Here is a 24,015-nt window from a genome sequence, read left to right on the forward strand (position 1 = left end):
CGGGACTTACACCCTAAAGTTTATGCGCATGCTGGGCGCACAACAAAAAAGGTCCAGGCGCCGTTGCCTGAACCTTTTTTCATTACATTTTAAATTGCTTTACCGTTTCTTTTAGACGGTTCGTTAAATCTTGCAGCGACGATACGTTATGTACGACCGTGTCGATTGCTTGAAGCTGCTGCTCTGTTGACTGCGAAATTTCCTCGCTGCTCGTTGCTGTTTCCTCAATAACGCTATGAATCGAGCCGATATGCGTTAAAACATTTTGTCCGAGCTGCTGTGAGTTTTCCATATTGCTTGCAACAGATTGAATGTCTCGCATAATTAACGCGACTTGTTCTTCAATCAAACGAAACGCATCAGTCGTTACGTGAATCGATGCGTTTTGCTCATTTGCGATTTGAACGCCCTCACGCACCGAATGAGCCATTTCGTTAATGCCAAGCTTAATATCCCTTACAACCTCAAAAATCTCCTTAGTGGACGTGTTAGACTGCTCTGCTAGCTTTCTAACTTCCTCCGCTACAACTGCAAAGCCTTTTCCTTGCTCACCGGCGCGTGCTGCCTCAATCGATGCATTTAATGCAAGCAAGTTTGTTTGATCGGCAATGCTTGAAACAACTTGCGCCATCATTTCAATTTGCGCTGTTTGTTCTAAGAAACGCTCTGATACTTCGCTAATTGTTGATGTCGTTTCAATATTTTTCTCAATGAGCTGCTGCTGTTGAAAAATAGCTTCTTGGCTTGATTGCATCGTTTCAACGGCGTGCTGACTGCGTTCAACTGACTCGACTGATGTTTTTACATACTCCGTAAAGCCTGTATCCATTTTTTGCACGAGATCCATTGCATTATCCATTGAACCTGCAATCTCATATGACCCGATCGATAGCTGATTTGTTGCACTTGTTACATGTTCACTCATACCTTTTAGCTGCTTATTCTCCTCAAGCAGACCGTCTGTTAAATCATCGATATGGTTTGTCGCATCACTAATTGATATTAAAATTTCACGTAGCTGCTGCGCCATTTTAGTAAACGAACTGTTTAATGCCCCAATTTCATCGCGACCGTTATAACTAAGCGGCTCAACTGTTAATTCTCCCGATGCGATACGCTCTGCATTACGCGCCAACGCATTTAACGGCTTCGTAATTTGTATCGTCATAAACCATGTGAAGAAACCGCCAATAATAATTAATACAGTAATGCCGACAATCGCACTCCAAATCGCTGTTGCAATACGATCATGCAATGTTTCTTGCACTAAATCATATTCCGTCGTCGCATACATTTTCAGCATATATAAATCATTTAACGGACCTGCAAAACGTGCAAGCTCAGTACGAACATTAATCGCATTTTGAGAAACGATTGCTTCCTGAAGTGCCTGCTTTAACTTTTCACTCTTTTCAACAAACCCATTGAATTGAGCAAGCTCCGTTTCAGACTGAATTAATTGCTTAATGACTTCGCTATCTTTTTCAATTAACGCATATGTTTTCTCTAACTCTTTTTGCACAGACTCCATGACGCTTGGTGGCTGCTTCACTGTAATAACGTTTGCATAATCACTAATAATTTGTTCCAGCTCGATATATTGGACGTTCGCATCTTCTAACGCCATAATTTTTGGCATAACATCGGCATTAGACGACTGAATCGACGTCATGTTGACAATGAGTACACTAATCAAAACAACCGATACAGTAATGAGTAAACCAGCAAATAGTAAAAGCTTTTTATTAATCGACATACACACTCTCCTAATTCATTGACGCTGGAACGTCGATCGTTTCTAATTTTTCTTCCAACTCACTTGCATTGCTTACAACACGAATTGGAGACAAACCGACACCGCCATTTTCTGTACCAAACTCTAACACTTGTTGCACGCTGCTTTCATTTGTCACTAAGCTTTCCAAATACGAATACACCGCTACGTCCAAGTTTTTTTGCATCGATGTTACAACCGCTTTTTCCGCATAGAAATATTGATCGCTATCGACCCCAATAGCGTAAACACCTGCTTTTTGTGCTTGCTGTAATAAACCAACACCTGTGTATCCAGCTGCTGCATAAAGCACATCCGCTTGTTGTTCAATCATCGTTGCTGCCATCGCTGTACCAACGTTCGCATCTGAATACGTATCAGCAAACATTTTAATAACTTGCACATTCGGGTTTACCGAGCGTGCCCCTGCTAAAAACCCATCATGAAAGCGCATGATGACCTCATCGTTAAAGCCACCTAAAAACCCTAATATACCTGTTTTGCTTACATGAGCAGCTAAAACACCAGCTAAATAACTGCCTTCTTTTTCGTTAAACACAATGCTATCAACATTTTCAACTTCACTAACCGTATCAATTAACGCAAAACGCTGATCCGGATTTTCCACTGCTTCCTTCTCAATCTGCTCCTGAATTGTATAACCAACGCCAATAATGACGTCATGATCTTCAGCCATCAATTCCTCCAGCCCATCTTCCAACGAGCTTGATGTTTCTAAATCTCGATACGACCAAATAATATTTAAATCATCACGTGCTTCAAGCAACCCATCAACGACTAAATCATTGAACGATTGATCACCCATTCCAACATCTGGAAGTAATAAACCTACACTAAACTTCTCATCCTTCACTTCAAGTAACCGTTCATCTGTATTTTTCTCATCAGAACAAGCACCAAGTATTACCGAACTAAACAAACTTATGCTTAACAATAAGCTATTTCTCATACATACAATCTCCTTAATAAACCTAAATATCTAATAGTATATCAAAAAAGACCTATATTATATATTAAAATATTGAAAATTATATATTAGTTTACTAAACAGCCGGAGTGTTCGGAGTACTAGAAATATGTTAAGGCACATTGGAGTATTTCTCAAAGGTGACGGAGGTCGCTCCAAATAGCTGTTGTTGTAATGTCTTGTAGCCGTTATTTTTTTCAAGTGGTGCATAATATTCGAATGTGTAGTGCAAAGCTGTGTAGTAATGTGTATGTGCTTTAGCGCGTTCAATAGCAGCGTTAATTAAAAACTGTTTATATAATGCGACAGTTGTCCAACCTGTTTTTGCACCACGGCCTTTGCCGATACGTGTTAATACAAGATTTGTTGATTTTTTAATAAGGTCGTTTAATGTGCTTGATGGAATGCCGATTGCGTCACAAATTTGTTTTTGGGTAGCCCAAAGAAACGGTGCATTTTCGTCTTTTTGCGCCGTAATGTAATCGATTAAGTCTTGCTCCCATTCGTCGTTATGGCTTCGTACGCGCTCGTCACGTGATTTTTTAAACTTATACCATGTTGAGTGTAAGCAAACGCGTTGGGCATGCTCTGGTGCATATAATTCAAGCAATGCTTCTACGTACTGTGCAGCTGGACCGCTGTAGCGACCTGAGAAAGCAGATTCGACGATTGTGTTGACTTCGTTATTTTTCAATGGTGCATAAAAGCGCTGATTGAAACATTTAATAAACGGCTTTGTCTCACTTTTGCACCAGCCGTCGTGAAAGCATACTAAAGCAAGCGTAAATAGCATGTTGTTACGCCCAATTTGCCCTTTTTTGCCGCGAACGTTTTGCGATTGTAATAGCGCTTGGCACCAAGGCGTGTTCATTAATGCACCACCTTGTTTGTTAGGTGACGTAAATAGCACGTTTTCGGCATCGTCAAAGCGCATCGACCAATGAATAAGCTCGTCGATTGTGTACGTGTATGTATGTTGTTCCCATACGACATTGCTCGGCACGCGGAAAAAGCCGAAGTCGTTGCAATATAAATCTGCTTGAACATCTTGTAAACTGCGCTTTAAATTGTGCGCAATGCGTTTAGCAATTACTAATGTGCGGAATTCTTTCGCGTTTGAGATATAAAATGGCTGTGCAAGGACAAAATATACTTGGTAACCGCGTGGTGTTTTGACAATCCACGTCGGTGCACCAATGGATTGATCCATGCACGTTAATAAAATTTCTTGAGGCGTGTATTTATGTGTATCGATATCAACGACAAATGTGTTAATTTGCTGTAGATTTTGTTCTGTAAAGCCGCTGATTGTTTCAGTTACGTTGTTAAACGCACCAATGCGGAACACGTTTGGCGTAAAGTGTGTACAATGTGGTGCACTTTTTTCGAGTTGGGCAAAGCTGTGCACAATATTGCCTTTTACGCCCTGCTGTTCAAAGTGTTTTTTTGTTTTAACAGTAAATACGACACCGTTTCGTCCTGTTTGGTGCATTTGTGTGTTGCTTTTTCGGACAAAGCCGTTTGAAAATAATAATTGTAGACGCTTTTGTAACATGAAAAATCACCTCCGTTTTGTATATACGTGTATTATACAAAATCGGTGTGGTGCAAAAGTGGCTCCTCTAGCGTAAAATGCACCAAAATTGGAATGCCCGCGAGCCCTACAGCCCCAACGGTTACAAAATTTCTTAAAAAAAATTATTCTACACGGCTTTGTCCCAAAAACAGGCATGTGGTGCGAAATAATGCACCACGTTGAAATGGCATATAAACCATTGGTACATCAATGTTTCTCTTTAAATAAAAAGCGAAATAGTACACGGGTTTGTCCGAAAAAGAAGCGCGAAAAAAAAAAAAATAGTACACGGGTTGGGAATGCACCACTCGCAAGCGTTCAAAAAAATGCACCAAAAAGAGGTCAAATCCTAATTTGACGGGATTCCTTACTACACGGGTTTGTCCCAAATGGTGCATTTTAAGCTAAATAGTGCACGGGTTTGTCTCAAAATAGTACACGGGTTTGTCCCAAAATACGTCTCACAAAGATAAAATATACATTTATTGTATTTAAATGTTATTTTATGGTTAATTCAATTTTTAGTGATTTTGTGTCGTTCATTTTTAGAGTGGTGCATTTGCTGGTGCATATATTTAAAATAGTACACGGGTTTGTCCCGCAGATCATTCGTGCATCATTTTTAAGACAATGAATGGTGCACTTTATTGAAATAATATTAATTGTGTATGTAAACATGTGTAGAATGGTGCATTTCGGGGTAAAATAGTTATTTGTAATGGTGCATTTTGTTATACTAGAAATAAAATACATACAGGTGGTGCATTATATGAACTACATGGAACTTTCTGATACGGTGCGTTTAACGTTTGAGCAGACGAAGATCGCGGTTTTTGAAGAAACGCGCTATTTATTTAGCGATTACCCGCTACTACTAAAAATTTGGCAGCAAGATGCGTATATGACGACGATTGAAGAAGGTGCAGAACAGCAGCTTGCACCACTTGTGAGCGATTCGTTTCGTGCATTGTTTACATTCATCGTCAATGACTTAAGCGAATACAAGTTTTCAACAAAGCGCTTAATTCGTTCGGCAGTGGAAAACTTTGCGGATACAATTGTGCAGGAAATGCAGCCATATATTGACGAAGTGTCGTTACCTGATTTTGATGGGCCAGTTTATGATCGCGAATACATTTATGCGAATTCAAGCACGACATTTCATTTAATGCGTGACATGGTGACGAAAAAAACTGGCTTTGAAGAAAAGGAGACTGGCTTTATGGGCACGGAGCTTGTTGATAATCAGGGGCAGCTACATGGTGTTGCCGAGCTGCGACCGATGCCGTTAACGCACGTACAAGAGGCAGACCCGCTCGGTGTCGATTTAGTTGCTACGACACTGAGCTCACTCGATGAACTGACGGCAGATATTTTCGATTTAGTATCTTATTTATGGATGACTGGTAAACGGGATGAGGAAGGCTTCATTGAATTTCATAGTGACGATGCGCTGCTATTACGTCATCATGAAAAGGGAGATAGCATCGAGAAGCTAAAATTTAAAGAGCGTGAACGTTTTAACATTATGCGTCGTGTGGCAGCTTTAACGAGCGTGTGGGTAGCGTTAAACGATGGACCAGAGCGCGTGAAAATTGTCAACGCACAAGATATGGAATCAAAGCTATACAACTTCCAAGACTTTAAACGTATGTTTGAAGTTGGCAGCGTGCGCATGGCGTTTGATAAGCGCACAAATGAGGCACGCGGCATTTACGCGTTGCAAATCCGTCCATCGTCTATTTTACAGCCTTATTTAGACGGTACGAAGTCGAGCTTAGGTGTACTCGATTTAAAAGTATTTAAATATAGCTATGTTACTGAACGCGAGCATAAGCGATTGACGCGATATTTAAGTCGTCAATGGAAAATTCGAACGATTAAAGGCTCGCTGCATCAGCCATTTAAAATTGCAACGCTTCTAGATGAGATGGATTTTCCGGCACGCTTAAACGGCATGCAAATTCGCGATCGCTTAGAGGAAGTATTGGATGATTTGCAAAGAGATGAAGTAATTCAACAATGGGATTACGTAGAACCGTTAGATGAAAAGAAGGTCGGGAAAAAAGGCTGGTTCCAAAACTATTTTAGTCAGCTGGCGATTACGATTATGCCGCCGACAATCGTCGTACAGGAAAACCGCCGTCGCATCATTTTGCCAAATACCGAGGAAATAATGGATTTATCTGTTGATGATACGGTGTTTCCAGATGCCGAGCCGCCAGTTGTAGAAGAAGTCGTCCCAGTCGTCGAAGAGCAAATTGAATTACCGTTAGAGGAGACGCCACCTATTACTCCCTCTATTTCGGAATTAACGCCTGAGCTGCTTCGTGAAAAAATTGATGCGCTCGGTTATTCGATTCGAAAAGCAGCGGAGGAAATGGGCATGTCTCATACGACGTTATCGCGTTATTTAAATCGTAAAATTAAGCGCCAAAATAAAGATAATGATCAAAAAATGCTTCTTTGGCTCATTGCTCACTCATAGTTGTTTCACGTGGAACAATTGTAATTCGTGTAGCTCTTCACGATAACATCGGGTTGCTTTGCACGTCGAGGCAGGATTTCCGCGGGTGTGGAGGCGAACACGACGTTCGTTATGAAGGCGATGACTCGTGCAGTGGCACATCTTCTTTCATCAAGCCTCTTATATCGCATCGCGGCTTAAGAGGACTTGAGTCACGATCGTGTCGCCGCATGTTCTTTGCCACTAATATGCAGCATTTATTTCTCGTTTGTTGTGGAAAAGAAGCGAGTTCACTGTATACAAATAGCGAATCAATGTATTTAATGTTTTAATACATTTATCAATAAAAATATAAATGGCTTTATCTATTAATGATTTAATGAATGAGAGGTGAAATCTGTTACGTAAGCAACTGCTTCGTGACAGGAAAAAATGTCTATTTTAATTGGTGCAGCTGCAATTGCTGTATATTGCGCACTCATTTTTTACATTGGAAAAAACTTGCATGTGACGTTACAAGCATTTGGTATGACGCGTTATACAGGCACTTATTGGCTTGTGTTGTATAGTGTTAGCTTTTCATATTTTGGCAGCAGCATTCATGAAGTGTTGAAAATCGTCGGGAGTTATTGGCTATTTTTCTTTCAGTATGGTTTGCTGTTTTCAGTGCTAGGCAATTTTATTTATTATGTGCTCCGTTACCGCAATAAAAAAATCGTCGGTGGTAGTGCAATGCTTACTGTCATCGTTTTATGTGTGATCGGTTTATATAATGCGTACACACCAGTTGTACATTATACGACGATGAACGTATCAAAGCCTATCGCACAGCCACTTCGCATTGTCGTCGCATCCGATTTTCATTTAGGTGTGCTATCTCATAAAGAGCATTTACAAAATTTCGTGGATTTGGCGAATGAAGCAAAACCACATATCGTGTTTCTTGTTGGGGATTTAATCGATGATGATCCGAAATGGTTTGTAGAAGAAGGGATGGCAGCTATTTTGTCGCAGCTTGAAACGAAGCACGGTGTATACGCAGTACTTGGTAATCATGAATATTATGGCGGCAAAATTGAAGAGCTTGTTGAAGAGATGGAAAAAGCAAATGTTCATATGTTATTAGATGAAACGATAAACATTCATGATATGATATATGTAACTGGGCAAGAAGATCGCACGAATGAAGAACGTCTAACGATTGAAGCGTTAGCGCCGGTTAACAATGATTTGCCATGGTTTGTAATGAACCATACACCAGATGACTTACATACACCAGAGCAAGTCGGCGTAGATGCACATTTTTCAGGGCATACACATCGCGGGCAACTATGGCCGAACGAATGGATTACGAATCAAATTTTTGAAGTTGATTATGGCCATGAAATGAAAAATGATATGCACGTTTTAGTTTCAAGTGGCTTTGGTTTTTGGGGACCGCCGATGCGTATCGGGAGCCAATCAGAGCTATGGGTAGTTGATGTTATAAATGAATAAATGTATTAATTGTTTTATTTCTTTATGTATGGTCGTTTTTATGTCTGTCCAGTCGTTACATGGAATATACTATGCATGCAGATCATCGTGACAGAGTGTATGTGGCGAGACCGTTTAACGACAAAGGCATGATAACTTAATAGTAGCGAGGCCGCTCAAGGAAGGTGATGAACGCAATCATTTTCATGGGGAACATCGTGCTCGCTGTCATGCTCGAGAACGTTCTATGTAACGATTAATTATAAAAGTAAAGCGAGCCGTAATACGCGTCCAGTCAATTACTAGCTAATCAACACGCTTGTTTTAATATGTCTAAATAAAATGTAGGAGCGCTTATGATCAATAACAGTATACAATCTATACCAATCTCGATTGATATTTCAATTGTTCCAGAGCTAGTCATTACATCGATTGTCGTTTCTTGTTTGTCTTCATTTGCCGCGATTTATTTAAACAATCGTAGAGGACAACCAAGTTTTGTAAGTGATAATATTTGGTTGCTATTAGCAGCTATTGTTATGAGCTTAGGTATTTGGTCGATGCACTTTATCGGTATGTCAGCTATCGCAATTCCAGGCACGATGACATTAAATTATGTGCAAACATTGCTGTCGATCGTTCCACCACTTATTGCATCGTATGTTGCGTTTTATATTGTTACAAGAAGACGCATTTCAAGCAAGGGCACATGGTTTGCGAGTGTGCTTATGGGAACGGGTATTTTGTTCATGCATTATATAGGTATGGATGCTATGGTTTATAGCAATGTGGCATATACATACAATATGCTGTTCGTCGCGTGTTCCGTTTTAATTGCGATTACAGCATCGTATGTTGCACTTTACATCATTCATAATACAAAAATTACGTCGAATGCGATTTCAAAGGAAATAGGAGCCAGTTTATTTTTAGGTGTCGCGACATCGAGCGTACATTACATTGGCATTTTTGCGATGGATTTTGTCATAACAGGTGACATAACGCCGAAAATGGAGCATATGCACGATGATTTTATGACAACAGGGGTGCTGCTAAGTGTATTATTTGTTTTCATATTAGTTGTCGGTGGCAGCTTTTTAGATAAGCTGTTAAGCAACCATTTTAAGCTTATTGACTCGTTAACGAAATTACCGAATCGTTATGCGTTTATGAAGCTGTTGAATCATCAAGAAAAGGCGAAAAGTGTCGCGATGTTTTCAATCCGTGATTTACATTTAGCTAATCATGAATACAACTTCATCGTCGAGGATAAATTTATTGAAGCAATTTTAGAAGAGCTTCAGCGTGGGCTACCTCCATTTGTAGATATTTATCGTATTCGAGAACATTATTTCGTCTACGTTATGAAAGATTGTAAAGCATCGGAGGAAATGGATCGTTATTTTGAAAAAAAGATGATTCGTTTAAAGGAAGTTATGGCGGCATTTCCTCAAGAAGTTTCATGTAAAGTGATGGTCTGTATGGATAGTTCGGATGAAGCGATGACTGTTCGCGACTTGTATATGAACGTTATGACCGTCGACAAACATCCATCAACAGAGGGGAATTATTGTATTATTCATTATCAAAAAGGATATCACACGCGTAATTTTAGCGAGCAATTATTAGCTGATCTAGACGTGTCGTTAGCGAAAAATGAATTATTTGTCGTGTATCAACCAAAAGTATGCTCTGTCAAAAAAAGAGCGGTGTCCGCGGAAGCATTAATTCGTTGGCAGCATCCTGAATTTGGCTTCGTTTCTCCGGCCGTATTCGTACCGATTTTAGAAGCGAACAATCGCATGAATGAAGTGACAAACTGGGTTATTCATCAAGTGTGTGAGCAAATGAAGCAGTGGACAAGTAAGCTAGAGATGCCACAGCAAATATCGATTAATATTTCTGCATCGTATTTATCATCACCATTATTAAAGACGGAGCTATTACGCGCAGTTAAAACATACGATGTGCGTCCTGAGCAAATCGAATTAGAAGTAACGGAAACAAGCTTCGTTAATTCGGTTGAGCAGGCAACACGTGCAATTGAAGAATTACGCAATGCAGGATTCTCTCTTGCTATTGACGACTTCGGTATTGGCGTATCATCACTTGCATATTTAAAGGAATTTAAATTTTCAACGTTAAAGGTCGATAAATCGTTCGTTGATCATGTGCCACAGTCAACGAAGGACAATTTCATTTTGCAGTCGATTTTGTCACTTGGCGAATCGCTGCATATGGAGTTAGTTGTAGAAGGTGTCGAAACGAAGGAGCAAGTGGAGTTTTTAAGTAGCTTACAAAAAAATTTGTTAATCCAAGGTTATTATTATTCAAAGCCACTCGCAGCGCAACAATTTGAAGAGTGGTGTATTGAATTTACGAAGCAGGCGTAAACGAGTAATGAAGCACTTTTTTATCGTCATTTTGCTTAGAGCAGGCAATTCTTTCGGCGTGAATGTTTCGTGTCAAGCTCCTGTTATGCGATCACTTGACGAAAAAAATATTTGCGATGCCATTACAAGTCCAATGAGCTTCTCACGACTAAAGTCATGAATGTGCAGGCGCAGTGCTATTAAAGCAAAGTGGGCACATATTAAATTTTCAGCATATAACGAGACTGCACTTCATTGGCACTACATTTCTTTTCTACTTCCGGACGACGCTTCGTTTTGCGGACGCTTTTCGCGGAGGGCAATTGCTTTGTTCTTTCATCTTTTGCTTAGTTGTTTTTGCGATTAGTCGTTCCAAAAAAGATTTTCGCTATTCGTGTCGAAGTCGCCGCTTACATGTCAAAACAGGTTCATCACCGTAAGCTGGGGTTGACGTATAAAAGTTGCTTGAAAAGAGAGGCGGACTCCAGCGGGAAAAGCGCGAGCCTCAAGACCCCGCAGTCGTGACTGCCTCGACGTGAAAAGCAACCCCAAGTTATGGTGAAGAGCCTCAAAACATACAGTTAGTAAGCGCCGACTTTTCAATCGGATGGAAAATAAATGTATTAATTATTTTGTACATTAATATCTTTATTTACAAATGTTTAATAGGCGTATAAAAAAAGTGTCCGAGACTAGCTCTCGGACACTTTTTTGCTCTATTATTTTGAGTTCGTGCCAATCCACTGTTCGATATACGGATGGATTTCTGTTACAGCACGACGACCTGTTGTGACAGATACGTGACCTGTTTGTACTTCGTGAAGTACGTTCACTTTGCTGCTTACTTTGCGATTTAATGCTGCAATTTGTTCAGGCTGTACGATGTTATCGCGCATTGCACAAATGTTTAGTAAGTTCGCTTTAATGTTAGAAAGCAACACTTTTTTACCGCGAATTTCAAGCTCATCATTTACAAGCTTGTTTTCTTGGTAGAAATCGCGAATCCATTGACGGTACGATTCACCAGGGAATGGAACACCGTCATTTAACCATTTTTGCATGAGCTTCCATGTTAATACGGCATTGTCGTTGTCGATACGGTCAGCTAAGCTTACGTATGTGCCGACTGAATTTGAGATTGGACTAAGTAGTTTATTACCAGAGTCAATCATTTCAAACGGAATGTTGCCAAGTGTATCAACAAGCTTATCTAATTGGAATGATTCTTTGTTTAACCAGTTTGAATACATACCAGCATTTGCAAAATCGATTGGCGTCGTCATTAGCACTAAGTTACGAATTGGTAAAATGTCGTTGTAAAGTGCTGTGAATACAGCTGTCATCGTACCGCCCATGCAGTAGCCGAACATTGTTAACTCATCTGCGCCTGAATGCTTTAGCACTTTTTTAGCAGCACGTGGCATGTAGTCTTCGATGTAGTCTTCAATTTTCATATGGCGGTCTTCGTAGCCTGCTGTACCCCAGTCTAGTAAATAAACATCGTGTCCAGCATTCGTTAAGCTTTCGATTAAGCTATTTCCAGGATATAAATCTAAAATGTAAGCTTTGTTAATTAGTGCGTAAATCATTAAAATCGGCACTTTATGCGTTTTTGGTTTGTTTGGTTGGTAGCGATATAACGTCGCTTTGTTTTTCGTCCAAATCGCTTCACGAGGTGTTTGCCCTACGATTGGATCTGCGTCAGTCGTTAAAACTTCTGTGAAACGACGAGCTTTTTCGAAGTCTTTCGTTTGCCACTGGAAAGTAGATGCATCTTTTAACGTTTCAAACCATTCATCAAACGGCTTTGTGTTTACTGTCACCACAAAATCCCTCCATCTCTTCTTTTAATTGCTTGCTTACGTAAAGCGAATTACATGTATAAGCCACCGTTAACGTTTAATTGTTGACCTGTTACGAAGCTTGCAGAAATTAAGTAAAGAATTGCTTCTGCGATTTCTTCTGGTGTACCTAAACGACGGATTGGAACTTTTGATACGATTTTTTCGATTACGTCGTCTGGCATTGCTGCAACCATTTCTGTTCCGATGTAGCCTGGGCATACTGCATTTACTGTAATCCCTTTGCTTGCTGTTTCAAGAGCTAAAGATTTTGTGAAGCCGATTAAGCCTGCTTTAGATGCTGAGTAGTTTGTTTGACCGAATGCACCAGCTTGACCAACGATTGAGCTAATGTTAATGATACGACCGTAGTTTTGCGCGATCATTGGCTCGATTACGTGTTTCGTCGTGTTGAATGCACCAGTTAAGTTTACGTCGATTACGTCGTTCCAATCTTGTAATGTTAATTTACGGAATGAACGGTCTTTTGTAATACCAGCGTTGTTAATTAAAATATCAACTTTACCGAATTTTTCGATTGTTTCTTTTACTAAGCGCTCTGCATCTTCTGGTACTGAGATGTCGCATGGAATTGGGTGGATTAAGCCGCCTTTACCTTCGATGTCAGCTACTACGTCTTTAATTGTTTGAGATTCTGCTTTGTGTGTTGCAATAATTTGCGCGCCTTTATCAGCTAAAACTTTAGCGATCGATGCCCCGATGCCGCGAGATGCGCCCGTTACGATGGCTACTTTACCTGCTAATGGTTTTTCGATTGTTGCAACTTCTTCACGTACGTTTGTCATGAATATTATCCCCTTTGTATGTAAATTATTTGTTATTTGGTGCTTGAGTAGGTGCTTTTTTTGGTTGCTCAGGCTGCTTTTGAGGCTCGACCTGTGCTAGTTTTTCATTTGTTGCCGATGCTTCTACTTTTAAAATCGCTTCGTTTTGCTTTTCAATCGTCGTATTTAAAAGTGAAATAACGGTATCTAGCTTTTTATCAAGCTTTGTAACAGTGCGCTTTAATGCGTCCACTTCATTTTTTACTGCGTCAACTGCCTCTGCGTTACCGCCAGTTGCTAATTGGTCAAGCTGATCTTCAAGGTTATCTACTTTTGTGTCTACATTAATAATTAATGAAGCAACGTTTGATAGATCCTCTCGTGATGGCATGTTCATTTGTTTTAAGTAAGACTCTGTTAAGTTATCTACAAGACTTTGAACTTGTAAGTATTGGCTTTGAACTTGTCCTAAACCTTCTGCAAATGATTTTTGTTCAAGCGTCTGTTGAATTACGTCACGCCAAGCATTTTCTGTTTGGTCGTATAAGTTTTTCCAAAGAGTGAACCCATCAAATGATGTATTAGTTGCCAAATTACTTCTCCCCTTTGTCGAATAATTTAGAATACATTCTAACTATAAAGGTAATTTTTGTTTTTTTCAACAGATCGCATGTTAATATTTTGAAAAAAATTTTCAATATAATACTTGACCTTTAATTCAAATAGGTGTAAATTACACATATAAGTTTTTTACAACAGGTGGTGAACACAAAATGACAAAGGAACAAAACAAACAACAGGCGAACATGTCCACACCTAAAAACTTTTTAATTCCGATTATGCTATTGCATTTGCGTGATTTTAATGCGCATGGGTATGAGTTAATGGAGAAGCTAAGCTCTTTCGGTGTTGCATCGATTGATCAAGGGAACTTCTATCGTTTACTGCGTCAGCTTGAGAAGGACGATTTAGTGTCTTCTCAGTGGGACACAACGACAGGAGGACCAGCAAAGCGCATTTATTCCATTACGAAGGCGGGCAACGAATATTTAGATATTTGGGCAGGTTCGCTTAATCAATACCAACAGCTTTTGAATAACTTTTTTCAACTTTACAATCCGTTTTACACACCAGCGACAAAGCAACGAGATGACGAGTAAGGATTTTATGCACGTTGCGACGTGTATTAATCATAGAAGCAAGTGTGATTTTGTAACAAAACATTAAAGGGGGATTTACAAATGGCAAACGAATTCGTAACAAAAAGTGTAGATGCATTATGGGATAACTGGTTAAATGGTTTTAAATCACTTCAACAAGTACAAGTGGAAGCTGAAAAGAAAACACTTGAGGCATTAGAAGTGCAACAACAACTTGTAGAAAAAACAGTACAAAGCTTAGCAGCAGTAGAAGCGCAATCAAAGCAATTCGCAGAGCAATGGCAACAAACAGTAAAAGCAAGCACTGCTCAATTACCAGCACAACCACAATTTGCACAATGGCTTGAAACAGTACAACAAATTACAGAGCAAACACAACAATTTGCTTGGAAGCCAAACTCGATTTTTGCAGATACATTAACTCAAACTCAAACGCAATGGAACGACACAGTGAAATCAGCGCTTGAGCAACAACAAGAAAAACGTGAAGAAGTGTTAACGAAAATTGAAGAGTTAACTGTTCAATTAAAAGATAGCCAAAAACGTTTATTAGATTCAATTCCAGCAGTACCAGGCGTATAATAACGCAAAAAGGCGCTCGTGATTTACTCACGGGCGCCTTTTTTTGTATTTAAATTGTTTTTTGTTGTGGATGATTGTCTAAAAATTGTTGGAATGTGTTCAATGGCATCGGACGGCTATATAAATAACCTTGCAGCTCGTGACATAAATTTTCCACTAAAAATTGCTCCTGCTCCTCTGTTTCGACACCTTCTGCTACAACAGATAAATTCATTGCGTGCGCTAGCTGAATAATCGTTTTAATGATCGATTGGTTATCTTGCGTTAAATCACGAATAAATGATTGATCGATTTTTACTGTATGAATTGGCAGCTGACTTAAATAGCGCAGCGATGAGTAGCCTGTACCGAAGTCGTCGATGCTAATGTAGACGCCGATTTCCTTTAGTTCGTTCAATATGCGCGTCATAAAATGAATGTCCGTCGTTAAGCTCTCAGTAATTTCTAAATTGAGTAAATGAGGCTCTAGCTTATGCTGTTTTAATAGATTCGACACTTCTGCTACGAAATTTGTTTGTGTCATTTGTAAAATCGATACGTTTACTGACACTGTAATTGGATGACGCAGCAGCGACCAAATTTTTGCTTGGCGAATCGATTCTGCGAGCACCCATTGCCCAATTGGAATAATTAAGCCGTTTTTTTCTGCGATTGGAATGAATTCACCAGGAGAAATAATGCCTTCTACTGGATGGTTCCAGCGCAGCAACGCCTCGGCGCCGATAATATTTTTCGTGCGAGCACAAAGCTTTGGCTGATAATAGACGAGCATTTGGTCTTTTTTTATTGCATCGTTTAACGCCGTTTCAAGCATTAATTTACGCTGCATTTGCATTTGGATTTCAGGATTAAATAGTTGATAGCGATTGCTGCCTGATTTTTTAGCTACTTGCATCGCATTATTCGCATGCTGTAGTAACATTTCAGCATTGTCGCTATGTTTTGGGAACATGCTAATGCCGATGTTAATCGCGGTATGTAATTCTAGGTGACCGATTTCAAATGTTTGATCGAGCGTGTGAACTAAGCGTTTGCCGATATATTCGATATTTTCCTCGTCAATGTCTTCGATGAGCAACAAAAATTTATCGCCACCAAAACGCGCTAAAAAATCTTTTTTGCGTATATGTAATTTCAATGTATCGGCAATAAATTGTAAAAAGCGATCACCTGTGGAATGCCCGTATGAATCGTTAATTTGTTTGAAATTGTTTAAATCGATAAATAAAATACCGAATGTAGATTGTTGCTCGGTCGCGTGTTGAATAGCTTCATGTAGCTTTTTCGCAAACAATGTGCGGTTTGGCAAATTTGTTAATGCATCAAAATGGGCGATGCGGTAAATTTGATGCTCATACACGTGCTGCTCGGTAATGTCACGTAAGGCGCCGACAATTTCAAAAATATCGTCCGTATCATCGTTCGTAATCGGTGATAAATTGAGGGCGAGCTGTCGATCTTGATATGAAAACTGTACATTTGTATAATTTCCGTTCATCGCAGCATCAATGGCCGGCTCAAGTGCAACTAAAATGTCTGACGGGAATACATCTTGAATTGTGCGATTGTACACTTGGCGGGAAGTAAGCGATAATGCTTCAGCTAGGCGACCTTCTGATAACGTAAATGTAACGTCGTGCTTTTCATTTTTAGCTAATTTAAATACGCAATGTTCCATGTTGCGAACGACGTGTTGAAAATCATTGCGTAACGCTTCTGCTAATTCTTCCTCTGCTTTAACGCGTGCGGTAATGTCTTGACGAATTGAGATGAATTGATTAATCTCTCCGTTGCTATCTAAAAACGGCACAATTGTTGTACTCGTCCAATATTCGGAGCCATCTTTTGCACGATTTTTTACCTCACCTTGCCATACTTTTTTCGCTAAAATGGTCGCCCACATATTTTGAAAGAAAGATTTTGGGTGATAACCGGAGTTAATGATGCGGTGTGTTTTGCCAATTAACTCATCCTCACTAAATTGTGAAATGCTACAAAACTTTTCGTTGACGTACGTAATCATGCCTGCTTTATTTGTAATCGCAACAATGGATGATTCATCAAGTGCCCTCTTAATGTTGCGCAAGTCATCGATCGCTGAAGTTGTTAATGGTGTCGAGATTTGATGTAATGTCATTGAATCCACCTCCTGAAATAAAATGGTCTCGTTCAATACTAAAAATGTGTAAATATACCTTGATTAATTATAGCAAATATTCTATTTATTTCGATGGTTATTTTGTAAACAGTTGCTCACATCAGTTGACGAAATACGTGAAAAATAGTTCTTTTTGTTCTATAAATGTAGTAACGTGCGTATAAATATATGTTTCTCTACATATATGATGCATCACATATACTATTTATTCGTTAAAAATAGCAAAAAATTATGTAGATTTTCTGTGTGAAAAAAATTTTGAAAAGCGCTAAATTTACCGTTAGTTTACGCCGCTAGTAGGTATTTGATCGCAATTGAAAAAACGATATGTTATACGAAGAAAGATTGCGACAAATGTGTGACTATAGTGGAGAGAAAAGTAGTCGAAGCACATCATAAATGATTGCGAGTGTAGTACATATATATGTATGATGAGGAAGAACGTATTTTCGTGGACGGAGGAAGCAAGTTACATGACAAAAAAGTTATTATTTAGCGCCGTGTCCATCGTCGTTGTCGGCTTGATCGGGGCAGGGCTTATTTTCTTTATGTCGCAGCAAGAGCAGCCGGAACGCCAATTATTTGGACAAGCAGATTTTCATGTAGAAGATAAATATATTCGTGTAGATCGTATGGAATGGCCGGATGACCGCATGCAGCTCAAATATGTAGATGTATCGAAGGAGCAGCAATACGCCCTTTTAGAGCTGTTTGAAAACGCGACGTTTGAGCAAGTAGGGGAGCAACCAGAGAAATTTGACTATTCGTTAACGCTCGGCTGGAACACACGCCACCGTTTGTACATCGATGTCGACGGTGAAAAAGTAATCGACCCTGAATCAACGAAATCGTACCGCATTACGTCAGGCGGCGCTGAAATTCGAGAAGCATTAAACGCATTGCAATAAAAAGAGTGTAGCGGAACAATTTTGTTCGCTACACTTTTTTTGTTATGGCGTTAACATTACGCGTCGCCATTTGCGCACACTGTTAATAAACCAAACGTTTGTTGCTTGCTGCAAATGCTCCTTCGTTAACACTTTTTCTGTAATTTTATGCGTTGCGATTAAATGTGCGCGGAACGTTCCATTTAATAGCCCGGCGCTTACGTACGGTGTATACAATGCATCGTCAATTTCAAGTACGACATTGCCATTTGTAAATTCCGTCAGTTCTCCGCGCTCGTTCCAAAGCAGCACGTCGTCAAAGTCGGCGTATTGCTGTTGAAACGCAGTAAATGCCGCACGATGCGTCGTTTTATAATAAAAGAAGCGACTGTTTTGATCAATCGGCGCATCCGCTAGTGCAACACGCATTGGCGCATCGGTCAATGTGAGTGGAAATGCTTCGATTGTGTGAGACGTCGGTGAGACAACTAAGCGTACGCGCCATACATGTTGTGCGTGCTTTGTTGCTACTGCACGTAAATCTTCTATTATATGTGCTACGTCGATCGGGCGCTGGAAATAATCGGCTGACGCTTGCAGACGCGCCATATGTTCATCGAGTAAATAATAATGCCCATCTTCTAGTAGCAACGTTTCAAGCAAATCAAATACCGGAGCGTCCGCTGTTAACACATGTGACTTCGCGAGCACTTCGTCAAACTCTGCCTTTGCAGTAGAATCCCACGTAATGCCACCACCAACGCCGTACGTTGCGTCCGTTCCTTTTAGCAGCAGCGTACGAATTGCCACATTAAACGTCGCATCGCCATTTGGTGCAATGAAGCCAATCGCCCCGCAATAAATGTCGCGCGGTGTCGGCTCTAGCGCTTGAATGAGCTGCATCGTTTTTACTTTCGGTGCGCCTGTAATCGAGCCACACGGAAACAACGCTTTAAATAGATCGGTAATCGTCGTCTGTTCGCGCAAAGTCGCACGCACCGTTGACGTCATTTGATGCACAGTCGGGTAGCGCTCAATCGTAAATAGCTCATCGACACGTACCGAGCCTGCTGTTGCGACTTTGCTGACGTCATTTCGGAGCAAGTCGACAATCATAACGTTTTCGGCGCGATTTTTTTCAGATGTGTACAGCCACTTTGCTTGCGCTTCATCTTCCTCGACCGTTAATCCACGCGCTACCGTACCTTTCATCGGCTTCGTCGTTAACGTTTGCCCTGTTTTGTTGAAAAATAGCTCAGGGGACGCACAAACAATAGTGTAGTCGTCTTGCTCCATATAGGCGCAGTAATTAGCTTGCTGTGCGCGTTGCAGCTTCGTATAAAGCGCCTTCGCATCGCCTTCAAACGTGCCGTGCAAACGCAGTGTATAATTCGTTTGATACGTATTGCCTTCATAAATTTCGTTATGAATCGTCGCAATTGCTTCATTGTACGTATCCTTTGAAATAGAAGGCGTCATGTTGCAAAGTGCAAATGGCGCCTCACTAAAGATGTCCTCATTCGTCGGCTCACGAAAAATGCTAAACGACAAATACGGCATCGATCCGTCTGTACGTACAGGCATTGCCGCATCAAACGCCGCTCCTGCCTCGTAGCTTACATAGCCAGCTGCGTAATGGCCGTCATTCGTATAGCGTTCGACTTCACGTAACGTTTGTTCAACGTCTTGCAATGAATGGGCAGTCAATGTCGCAATCGGCTCTTTAAATGTAAGCGATTGCAGTTTACCGTCTTGCTGTGGGAATTTCAAATGAATAAACGTCATGTGCGCTCTCCTTTTAAATGAACTGTAAAGAAATTGTCAATCATACGTAAACCGTCCACTGTCAAAATCGATTCAGGATGAAATTGCACCGCTTCGATCGGTAATGTGCGATGACGAATTGCTTGAATATCACCTTGTGCTGTCGTCGCTGAAGCGTGTAAGCAGTCGGGTAAATCGGTCACCGTTAACGAGTGGTAACGACCGACGACGGTTGGGCTTTCGATATTTGTGAAAATGCCTTGTCCATCATGTGTAATGGCCGACGTTTTGCCGTGCATCGGTGCAGCTGCTTTTACGATGCTTGCGCCGAACGCCTGTGCAATAATTTGCTGACCTAAGCAGACACCAAAAATCGGAATCGTCGTCGCAAATGTTTTGACGACGTCGAGCGAAATCCCCGCATCGTTCGGTGTGCCAGGTCCAGGCGATAAAAAAATCGCTCGTGGGGCAAGTGCGCGAATGTCATCGAGCGTTATTTCGTCGTTACGTACAACGTGCACATCGTATTGAAGCGTTTGCAAATATTGCACGATGTTAAACGTAAATGAATCGTAGTTATCGATGAGTAAAATCATAGGTGTATTCCTCCAAGCTGCGTCATATGTTCTCGATTGTAGCGTGTCTTAAGACGTTTGACAATCAACTTATAAACATATAAATACATTAAATAATAAATGATTTAAACTATAACTGTATAAATGAAGTTAGACGTTGCATGAACATTTATAAATGAGCTATAATGACTAAAATAGTGGAAGAAATGGGGTTTTAAAATGAAGAAGATAGTTAAAATTGTCGCTTTACCCGTAATGGCGTTGTCGCTTGCAGGCTGTGGTGAAGTAATGGAAAGTACATCGAATTTAATCGATGCGGTAACGGAAACGATCGAGGAAGAGGACAAAGAAGTCGTGCAGCCAGTCGTGCAAGAGCAGCAACAACAAACGGCGACACCACCAGCTGTAACGCAAACAACGACAGCACCGGCAACGCAAACTGTGACGAACACAGCGCCAGCCCCAGCGAAGCAAACGAACATCGTAGAAAAAGACAACTCAAGCATGACGCACGTGCAAGTAACGGCGAAAGATGCGAACGTGCGAGCAGAGCCGTCGTTAAAAGCAGCAGTTGTGACAGCAGGTACGCTTTATCAGTCATTTGAATATTTACATGAGAAAGTGAAAACACCAGACGGACGTACATGGTATAAAGTGTCGCATAACGGCAAAACAGGTTATATGAGTAGCGCGGTTGGCACGCTTGTTAATGAAGCAACGTATGCGGATCATTACACAAATGGTGGCAATACGATTATCGCAACGGAATCAAGCGCAAACGTACGCTCAGAGCCGTCATTAAACGGTAAAGTTGTGCATACAGCGAAAAAAGGCGAGGAAATGTACTACACAGGTGAAGTCGTACACGCATCAGATGGACGTACTTGGTATCAAGTTATCGTCGGTAATAAAACAGGCTTCATTAGCGACCGCGTTTCTTCAACATCAGAGGATTATTACTACGGAACAGATGAGACCGAATTTTTAATTACGAACGCAGAAGGAAACGTGCGATCGTCGCCATCGATTAATGCAGGCGTTATTTACACAGGTAAAAAAGGCGAGGCACTTCATTACACAGGCTACTACGAGAAAACATCAGACGGACGTACGTGGTATGAAGTAAGCATCGGCGGCACGTACGGTTACATTAGTGGCGCAGTTGGACACGTTCAATAAAAAATTTTTTTACGAACGACATTATTTAGCACAATAGTATTGAAAGCTAATTGCTCGGAAACAATTTTCGGGCAATTGGCTTTTTTATGCGTTAACGAAATGAAAATATGAATATAAATACTATCCTTTGAAAGTAAATATATGCATTTTCGAAGTAATTTTGTCGTTTTGTAAAAAATCTGCATATTGAAGTTGTGAACTTTGTGTGATACTTTTAGCATGTAGCGGTGCTTAGCACAGTACATAACATCTGAAAGGGGCTAGAATAAATGGTAAAAGCAGCAGTTGTAACGAAAGACAAATCGGTATCGGTTGAGGAGAAGCAATTACGCGCATTACAACATGGAGAAGCTTTAGTACAGATGGAATTTTGTGGTGTATGCCATACAGACTTACACGTAAAAAATGCAGATTTCGGTGACGTAACAGGCGTAACGCTTGGACATGAAGGTGTCGGCAAAGTAATCGAAATTGCAGAAGGCGTGACGTCATTAAAAGTAGGTGACCGCGTGTCGATCGCGTGGCTATATGAAAGCTGCGGGCATTGTGAATATTGCACGACAGGTCGCGAAACGTTATGCCGCGACGTGAAAAATGCAGGCTACACAGTGGACGGCGCGATGGCAGAGCAAGCAATTGTGAAAGCAGACTACGCAGTGAAAGTACCAGACGGATTAGACCCAGCAGCGGCATCGTCTGTAACATGTGCCGGTGTGACAACATATAAAGCAGTAAAAGTATCAAACATTAAGCCAGGGCAGTGGATCGGCGTATTCGGTATCGGCGGTTTAGGAAACTTAGCGGTACAGTACGCAAAGCATGTGTTTGGCGCAAAAGTCATCGCATTCGACATTAGCGACGACAAGCTAGCGTTCGCAAAGGAAGTTGGCGCAGACGTAGTCGTAAACTCAATGAATGAAGACCCAGTCGAAGCGGCGAAAAAAGTAACAGGTGGTAAAGGGCTAGATGCGACCGTTATTACAGCCGTAGCGAAAACACCGTTCAACCAAGCTGTTGACGTTGTAAAAGCAGGCGCGCGCGTTGTCGCAGTTGGCTTACCGGTCGACAAAATGGACTTAAACATTCCACGCTTAGTGTTAGACGGCATTCAAGTAGTCGGCTCGCTAGTTGGTACGCGCCAAGATTTACAAGAGGCGTTCCAATTTGCAGCAGAAGGCAAAGTTGTACCGAAAGTGGCATTACGCCCAGTTGAGGACATTAACGACATTTTAGAGGAAATGGAAGAAGGGAAAATTACCGGACGTATGGTAATTGACTTTACGAAATAGCTTATATTTTTGGAGATTAATTAAGAGACTGAAACAAAGCGTTAGTGGGAGAATACATTTTCCCGCTAACGCTTTGTTGTTTTTCGACTAAGCTTTGTTTCCCGAATACTTTTTAGAGTAGCCTAAGCCTTTAATGCTAAGCTTATGTATGTTCAATTATTCGAGGTAATGAAACAATTTATTAAGCTCTTAGAAATCGTCGCTTTTAAATAATCGTTATTTCATTGTTATAAACATATTCATAATATTTTTAAATTTACAATTTGATTTATACCAAATTAAACCTTTGAAGAGTGATAGATTCTTATGTATCTTAAACCATCTTTTCATAAACAATAGTTTAATAAGTAATGTTGGCAAAAAGAAAATTATTAACATAATGAAACCTTCAACTAGCATTTGTCGATAGTCTGCAACAATAGCATCTACATTTAATTCATTCATAGAGTATACATAGTAAATAGCTATTTCTTCTACATGATTTTGAGGGAATAAATAACTGAAAAATAATGAAAAGAATGTAGCGATATATACTAAGATAGATAACGTAATAATAAAATATGTGTATTTGGCTAAAATTTTAGATAATAACATATCTTTAAAGAAATGAATATAGAGAAAAATTATAAATCCAGATACAACTCCCCCTGCTGAAGTTATAAGATAATCTTCATTATCGTACGCGGATACAACCCCAAGAGGCGTAAATAAATTAAGGATCATATAGAATGCGGGTAACCATAGTAAGGCAATTGAAATGATATTAGTGAGGACACGTTTATTTTTATTATCTAAAGAACTTGAACCTGCTAATAAATTGTTACTGGAATCCATGTTTTGATGTAATGTTTTTCCGCATTTTGAGCAAAATTTGGAATTGATAACAAGTTTGTTACCACAATTAGAACAGAAATTATTTACCATACCAGCCTCCAAAAAAAGTTATTTTTTATCCTTTTATAATACTATGAAGATAATTACATGCATCTAAATAATACCAAATAAGTATTTTATGTTAAAATAAGTTATAAAACTGTTTTTTATGTTTTCGGCAACATTTATTTATTTAACGTGAAAAAGAAAGGAGCTGATTTTGTCGGAGGGCACTGAAAAACTTCCGTTTTTATGACTCTTCCATTTTT

18 protein-coding genes are annotated in these 24,015 nt (G+C 40.2%); 8 read left to right on the forward strand and 10 right to left on the reverse strand.

Going from position 1 to position 24,015, the window contains the following annotated elements; translation table 11 throughout:
- Window positions 1–82: 82 nt before the first annotated feature.
- The 3 genes from A6K76_RS14265 to A6K76_RS14275 all read right to left on the reverse strand — a co-directional run bounded on the left by A6K76_RS14265 (window position 83) and on the right by A6K76_RS14275 (window position 4,317).
- On the reverse strand, window positions 83–1,756 hold the full coding sequence (locus tag A6K76_RS14265; RefSeq protein WP_066466270.1) for a methyl-accepting chemotaxis protein: 1,674 nt from the start codon (window positions 1,754–1,756) through the stop codon (window positions 83–85).
- A gap of 10 nt (window positions 1,757–1,766) precedes the next feature.
- On the reverse strand, window positions 1,767–2,744 hold the full coding sequence (locus A6K76_RS14270) for a BMP family lipoprotein (RefSeq protein ID WP_066466271.1): 978 nt from the start codon (window positions 2,742–2,744) through the stop codon (window positions 1,767–1,769).
- A gap of 130 nt (window positions 2,745–2,874) precedes the next feature.
- Window positions 2,875–4,317: a primase C-terminal domain-containing protein gene (locus A6K76_RS14275; RefSeq protein ID WP_066466272.1), complete on the reverse strand. Its 1,443-nt coding sequence runs from the start codon at window positions 4,315–4,317 to the stop codon at window positions 2,875–2,877.
- Between the two features lie 790 nt (window positions 4,318–5,107).
- On the opposite strand from A6K76_RS14275, the gene A6K76_RS14280 reads away from it, so the two are divergent.
- The 3 genes from A6K76_RS14280 (at window position 5,108) to A6K76_RS14290 (ending at window position 10,674) form a co-directional block, all read left to right on the forward strand.
- Window positions 5,108–6,826, forward strand: coding sequence for a helix-turn-helix domain-containing protein (locus A6K76_RS14280; RefSeq protein WP_066466273.1), 1,719 nt, complete (start codon window positions 5,108–5,110; stop codon window positions 6,824–6,826).
- 411 nt (window positions 6,827–7,237) lie between these two features.
- Window positions 7,238–8,302, forward strand: a complete 1,065-nt coding sequence (locus tag A6K76_RS14285; protein ID WP_066466274.1) for a metallophosphoesterase — start codon at window positions 7,238–7,240, stop codon at window positions 8,300–8,302.
- A 335-nt stretch (window positions 8,303–8,637) separates the two neighbouring features.
- Window positions 8,638–10,674, forward strand: a complete 2,037-nt coding sequence (locus A6K76_RS14290) for an EAL domain-containing protein (protein ID WP_066466275.1) — start codon at window positions 8,638–8,640, stop codon at window positions 10,672–10,674.
- A 698-nt stretch (window positions 10,675–11,372) separates the two neighbouring features.
- On the opposite strand, the gene phaC is transcribed toward A6K76_RS14290, so the two are convergent.
- The 3 genes from phaC to A6K76_RS14305 are packed head-to-tail and all read right to left on the reverse strand — an operon-like array spanning window position 11,373 to window position 13,871.
- Window positions 11,373–12,479: a class III poly(R)-hydroxyalkanoic acid synthase subunit PhaC gene (gene phaC / locus A6K76_RS14295; protein WP_066466276.1), complete on the reverse strand. Its 1,107-nt coding sequence runs from the start codon at window positions 12,477–12,479 to the stop codon at window positions 11,373–11,375.
- A gap of 47 nt (window positions 12,480–12,526) precedes the next feature.
- A complete protein-coding gene (locus A6K76_RS14300) occupies window positions 12,527–13,300 on the reverse strand; it encodes a 3-oxoacyl-ACP reductase family protein (protein WP_066466277.1) in 774 nt (257 codons plus the stop codon).
- A gap of 25 nt (window positions 13,301–13,325) precedes the next feature.
- Window positions 13,326–13,871, reverse strand: coding sequence for a hypothetical protein (locus A6K76_RS14305; protein WP_066466278.1), 546 nt, complete (start codon window positions 13,869–13,871; stop codon window positions 13,326–13,328).
- A 181-nt stretch (window positions 13,872–14,052) separates the two neighbouring features.
- Here A6K76_RS14305 and phaQ point away from each other — a divergent pair, with 181 nt between their 5' ends.
- Window positions 14,053–14,439: a poly-beta-hydroxybutyrate-responsive repressor gene (gene phaQ / locus A6K76_RS14310; RefSeq protein WP_066466279.1), complete on the forward strand. Its 387-nt coding sequence runs from the start codon at window positions 14,053–14,055 to the stop codon at window positions 14,437–14,439.
- Between the two features lie 81 nt (window positions 14,440–14,520).
- The gene (locus A6K76_RS14315) at window positions 14,521–15,021 is read left to right on the forward strand and encodes a hypothetical protein (RefSeq protein ID WP_066466280.1); all 501 of its coding nucleotides are present in this window, start codon (window positions 14,521–14,523) and stop codon (window positions 15,019–15,021) included.
- Window positions 15,022–15,070: 49 nt separating this feature from the next.
- On the opposite strand, the gene A6K76_RS14320 is transcribed toward A6K76_RS14315, so the two are convergent.
- Window positions 15,071–17,158, reverse strand: coding sequence for an EAL domain-containing protein (locus tag A6K76_RS14320; protein WP_083995473.1), 2,088 nt, complete (start codon window positions 17,156–17,158; stop codon window positions 15,071–15,073).
- Between the two features lie 494 nt (window positions 17,159–17,652).
- Here A6K76_RS14320 and A6K76_RS14325 point away from each other — a divergent pair, with 494 nt between their 5' ends.
- Window positions 17,653–18,087, forward strand: coding sequence for a hypothetical protein (locus A6K76_RS14325; protein WP_066466282.1), 435 nt, complete (start codon window positions 17,653–17,655; stop codon window positions 18,085–18,087).
- Window positions 18,088–18,129: 42 nt separating this feature from the next.
- Here A6K76_RS14325 and pabB read toward each other — a convergent pair whose 3' ends face one another.
- Both pabB and A6K76_RS14335 read right to left on the reverse strand, forming a co-directional pair.
- Window positions 18,130–19,851, reverse strand: a complete 1,722-nt coding sequence (gene pabB, locus A6K76_RS14330; RefSeq protein WP_066466283.1) for an aminodeoxychorismate synthase component I — start codon at window positions 19,849–19,851, stop codon at window positions 18,130–18,132.
- Window positions 19,848–20,426: an anthranilate synthase component II gene (locus A6K76_RS14335; protein ID WP_066466284.1), complete on the reverse strand. Its 579-nt coding sequence runs from the start codon at window positions 20,424–20,426 to the stop codon at window positions 19,848–19,850. Before A6K76_RS14335 ends, pabB begins: the two co-directional genes overlap by 4 nt.
- Before the next feature lie 198 nt (window positions 20,427–20,624).
- On the opposite strand from A6K76_RS14335, the gene A6K76_RS14340 reads away from it, so the two are divergent.
- Window positions 20,625–21,584, forward strand: a complete 960-nt coding sequence (locus A6K76_RS14340) for an SH3 domain-containing protein (protein WP_066466285.1) — start codon at window positions 20,625–20,627, stop codon at window positions 21,582–21,584.
- Between the two features lie 269 nt (window positions 21,585–21,853).
- The gene (gene adhP, locus A6K76_RS14350) at window positions 21,854–22,873 is read left to right on the forward strand and encodes an alcohol dehydrogenase AdhP (protein WP_066466287.1); all 1,020 of its coding nucleotides are present in this window, start codon (window positions 21,854–21,856) and stop codon (window positions 22,871–22,873) included.
- A 216-nt stretch (window positions 22,874–23,089) separates the two neighbouring features.
- On the opposite strand, the gene A6K76_RS14355 is transcribed toward adhP, so the two are convergent.
- Window positions 23,090–23,797, reverse strand: coding sequence for a zinc ribbon domain-containing protein (locus A6K76_RS14355; protein ID WP_066466288.1), 708 nt, complete (start codon window positions 23,795–23,797; stop codon window positions 23,090–23,092).
- Window positions 23,798–24,015: the final 218 nt, after the last annotated feature.

Origin of the sequence: Caryophanon latum, from assembly GCF_001700325.1 — a bacterium.
Taxonomy (GTDB): Bacteria; Bacillota; Bacilli; order Bacillales_A; family Planococcaceae; genus Caryophanon; species Caryophanon latum.

Excerpts from the sequence above, each read along its gene's own strand:
- A6K76_RS14270 (WP_066466271.1), bottom strand. The coding sequence starts at position 2,744 with ATGAGAAATAGCTTATTGTTAAGCATAAGTTTGTTTAGTTCGGTAATA.
- phaQ (WP_066466279.1), top strand. The coding sequence starts at position 14,053 with ATGACAAAGGAACAAAACAAACAACAGGCGAACATGTCCACACCTAAA.
- A6K76_RS14280 (WP_066466273.1), top strand. The coding sequence starts at position 5,108 with ATGAACTACATGGAACTTTCTGATACGGTGCGTTTAACGTTTGAGCAG.
- pabB (WP_066466283.1), bottom strand. The coding sequence starts at position 19,851 with ATGACGTTTATTCATTTGAAATTCCCACAGCAAGACGGTAAACTGCAA.
- A6K76_RS14320 (WP_083995473.1), bottom strand. The coding sequence starts at position 17,158 with ATGACATTACATCAAATCTCGACACCATTAACAACTTCAGCGATCGAT.
- A6K76_RS14325 (WP_066466282.1), top strand. The coding sequence starts at position 17,653 with ATGACAAAAAAGTTATTATTTAGCGCCGTGTCCATCGTCGTTGTCGGC.
- A6K76_RS14290 (WP_066466275.1), top strand. The coding sequence starts at position 8,638 with ATGATCAATAACAGTATACAATCTATACCAATCTCGATTGATATTTCA.
- A6K76_RS14335 (WP_066466284.1), bottom strand. The coding sequence starts at position 20,426 with ATGATTTTACTCATCGATAACTACGATTCATTTACGTTTAACATCGTG.
- A6K76_RS14355 (WP_066466288.1), bottom strand. The coding sequence starts at position 23,797 with ATGGTAAATAATTTCTGTTCTAATTGTGGTAACAAACTTGTTATCAAT.
- adhP (WP_066466287.1), top strand. The coding sequence starts at position 21,854 with ATGGTAAAAGCAGCAGTTGTAACGAAAGACAAATCGGTATCGGTTGAG.
- A6K76_RS14300 (WP_066466277.1), bottom strand. The coding sequence starts at position 13,300 with ATGACAAACGTACGTGAAGAAGTTGCAACAATCGAAAAACCATTAGCA.
- A6K76_RS14285 (WP_066466274.1), top strand. The coding sequence starts at position 7,238 with ATGTCTATTTTAATTGGTGCAGCTGCAATTGCTGTATATTGCGCACTC.
- A6K76_RS14315 (WP_066466280.1), top strand. The coding sequence starts at position 14,521 with ATGGCAAACGAATTCGTAACAAAAAGTGTAGATGCATTATGGGATAAC.
- A6K76_RS14275 (WP_066466272.1), bottom strand. The coding sequence starts at position 4,317 with ATGTTACAAAAGCGTCTACAATTATTATTTTCAAACGGCTTTGTCCGA.
- A6K76_RS14265 (WP_066466270.1), bottom strand. The coding sequence starts at position 1,756 with ATGTCGATTAATAAAAAGCTTTTACTATTTGCTGGTTTACTCATTACT.
- A6K76_RS14340 (WP_066466285.1), top strand. The coding sequence starts at position 20,625 with ATGAAGAAGATAGTTAAAATTGTCGCTTTACCCGTAATGGCGTTGTCG.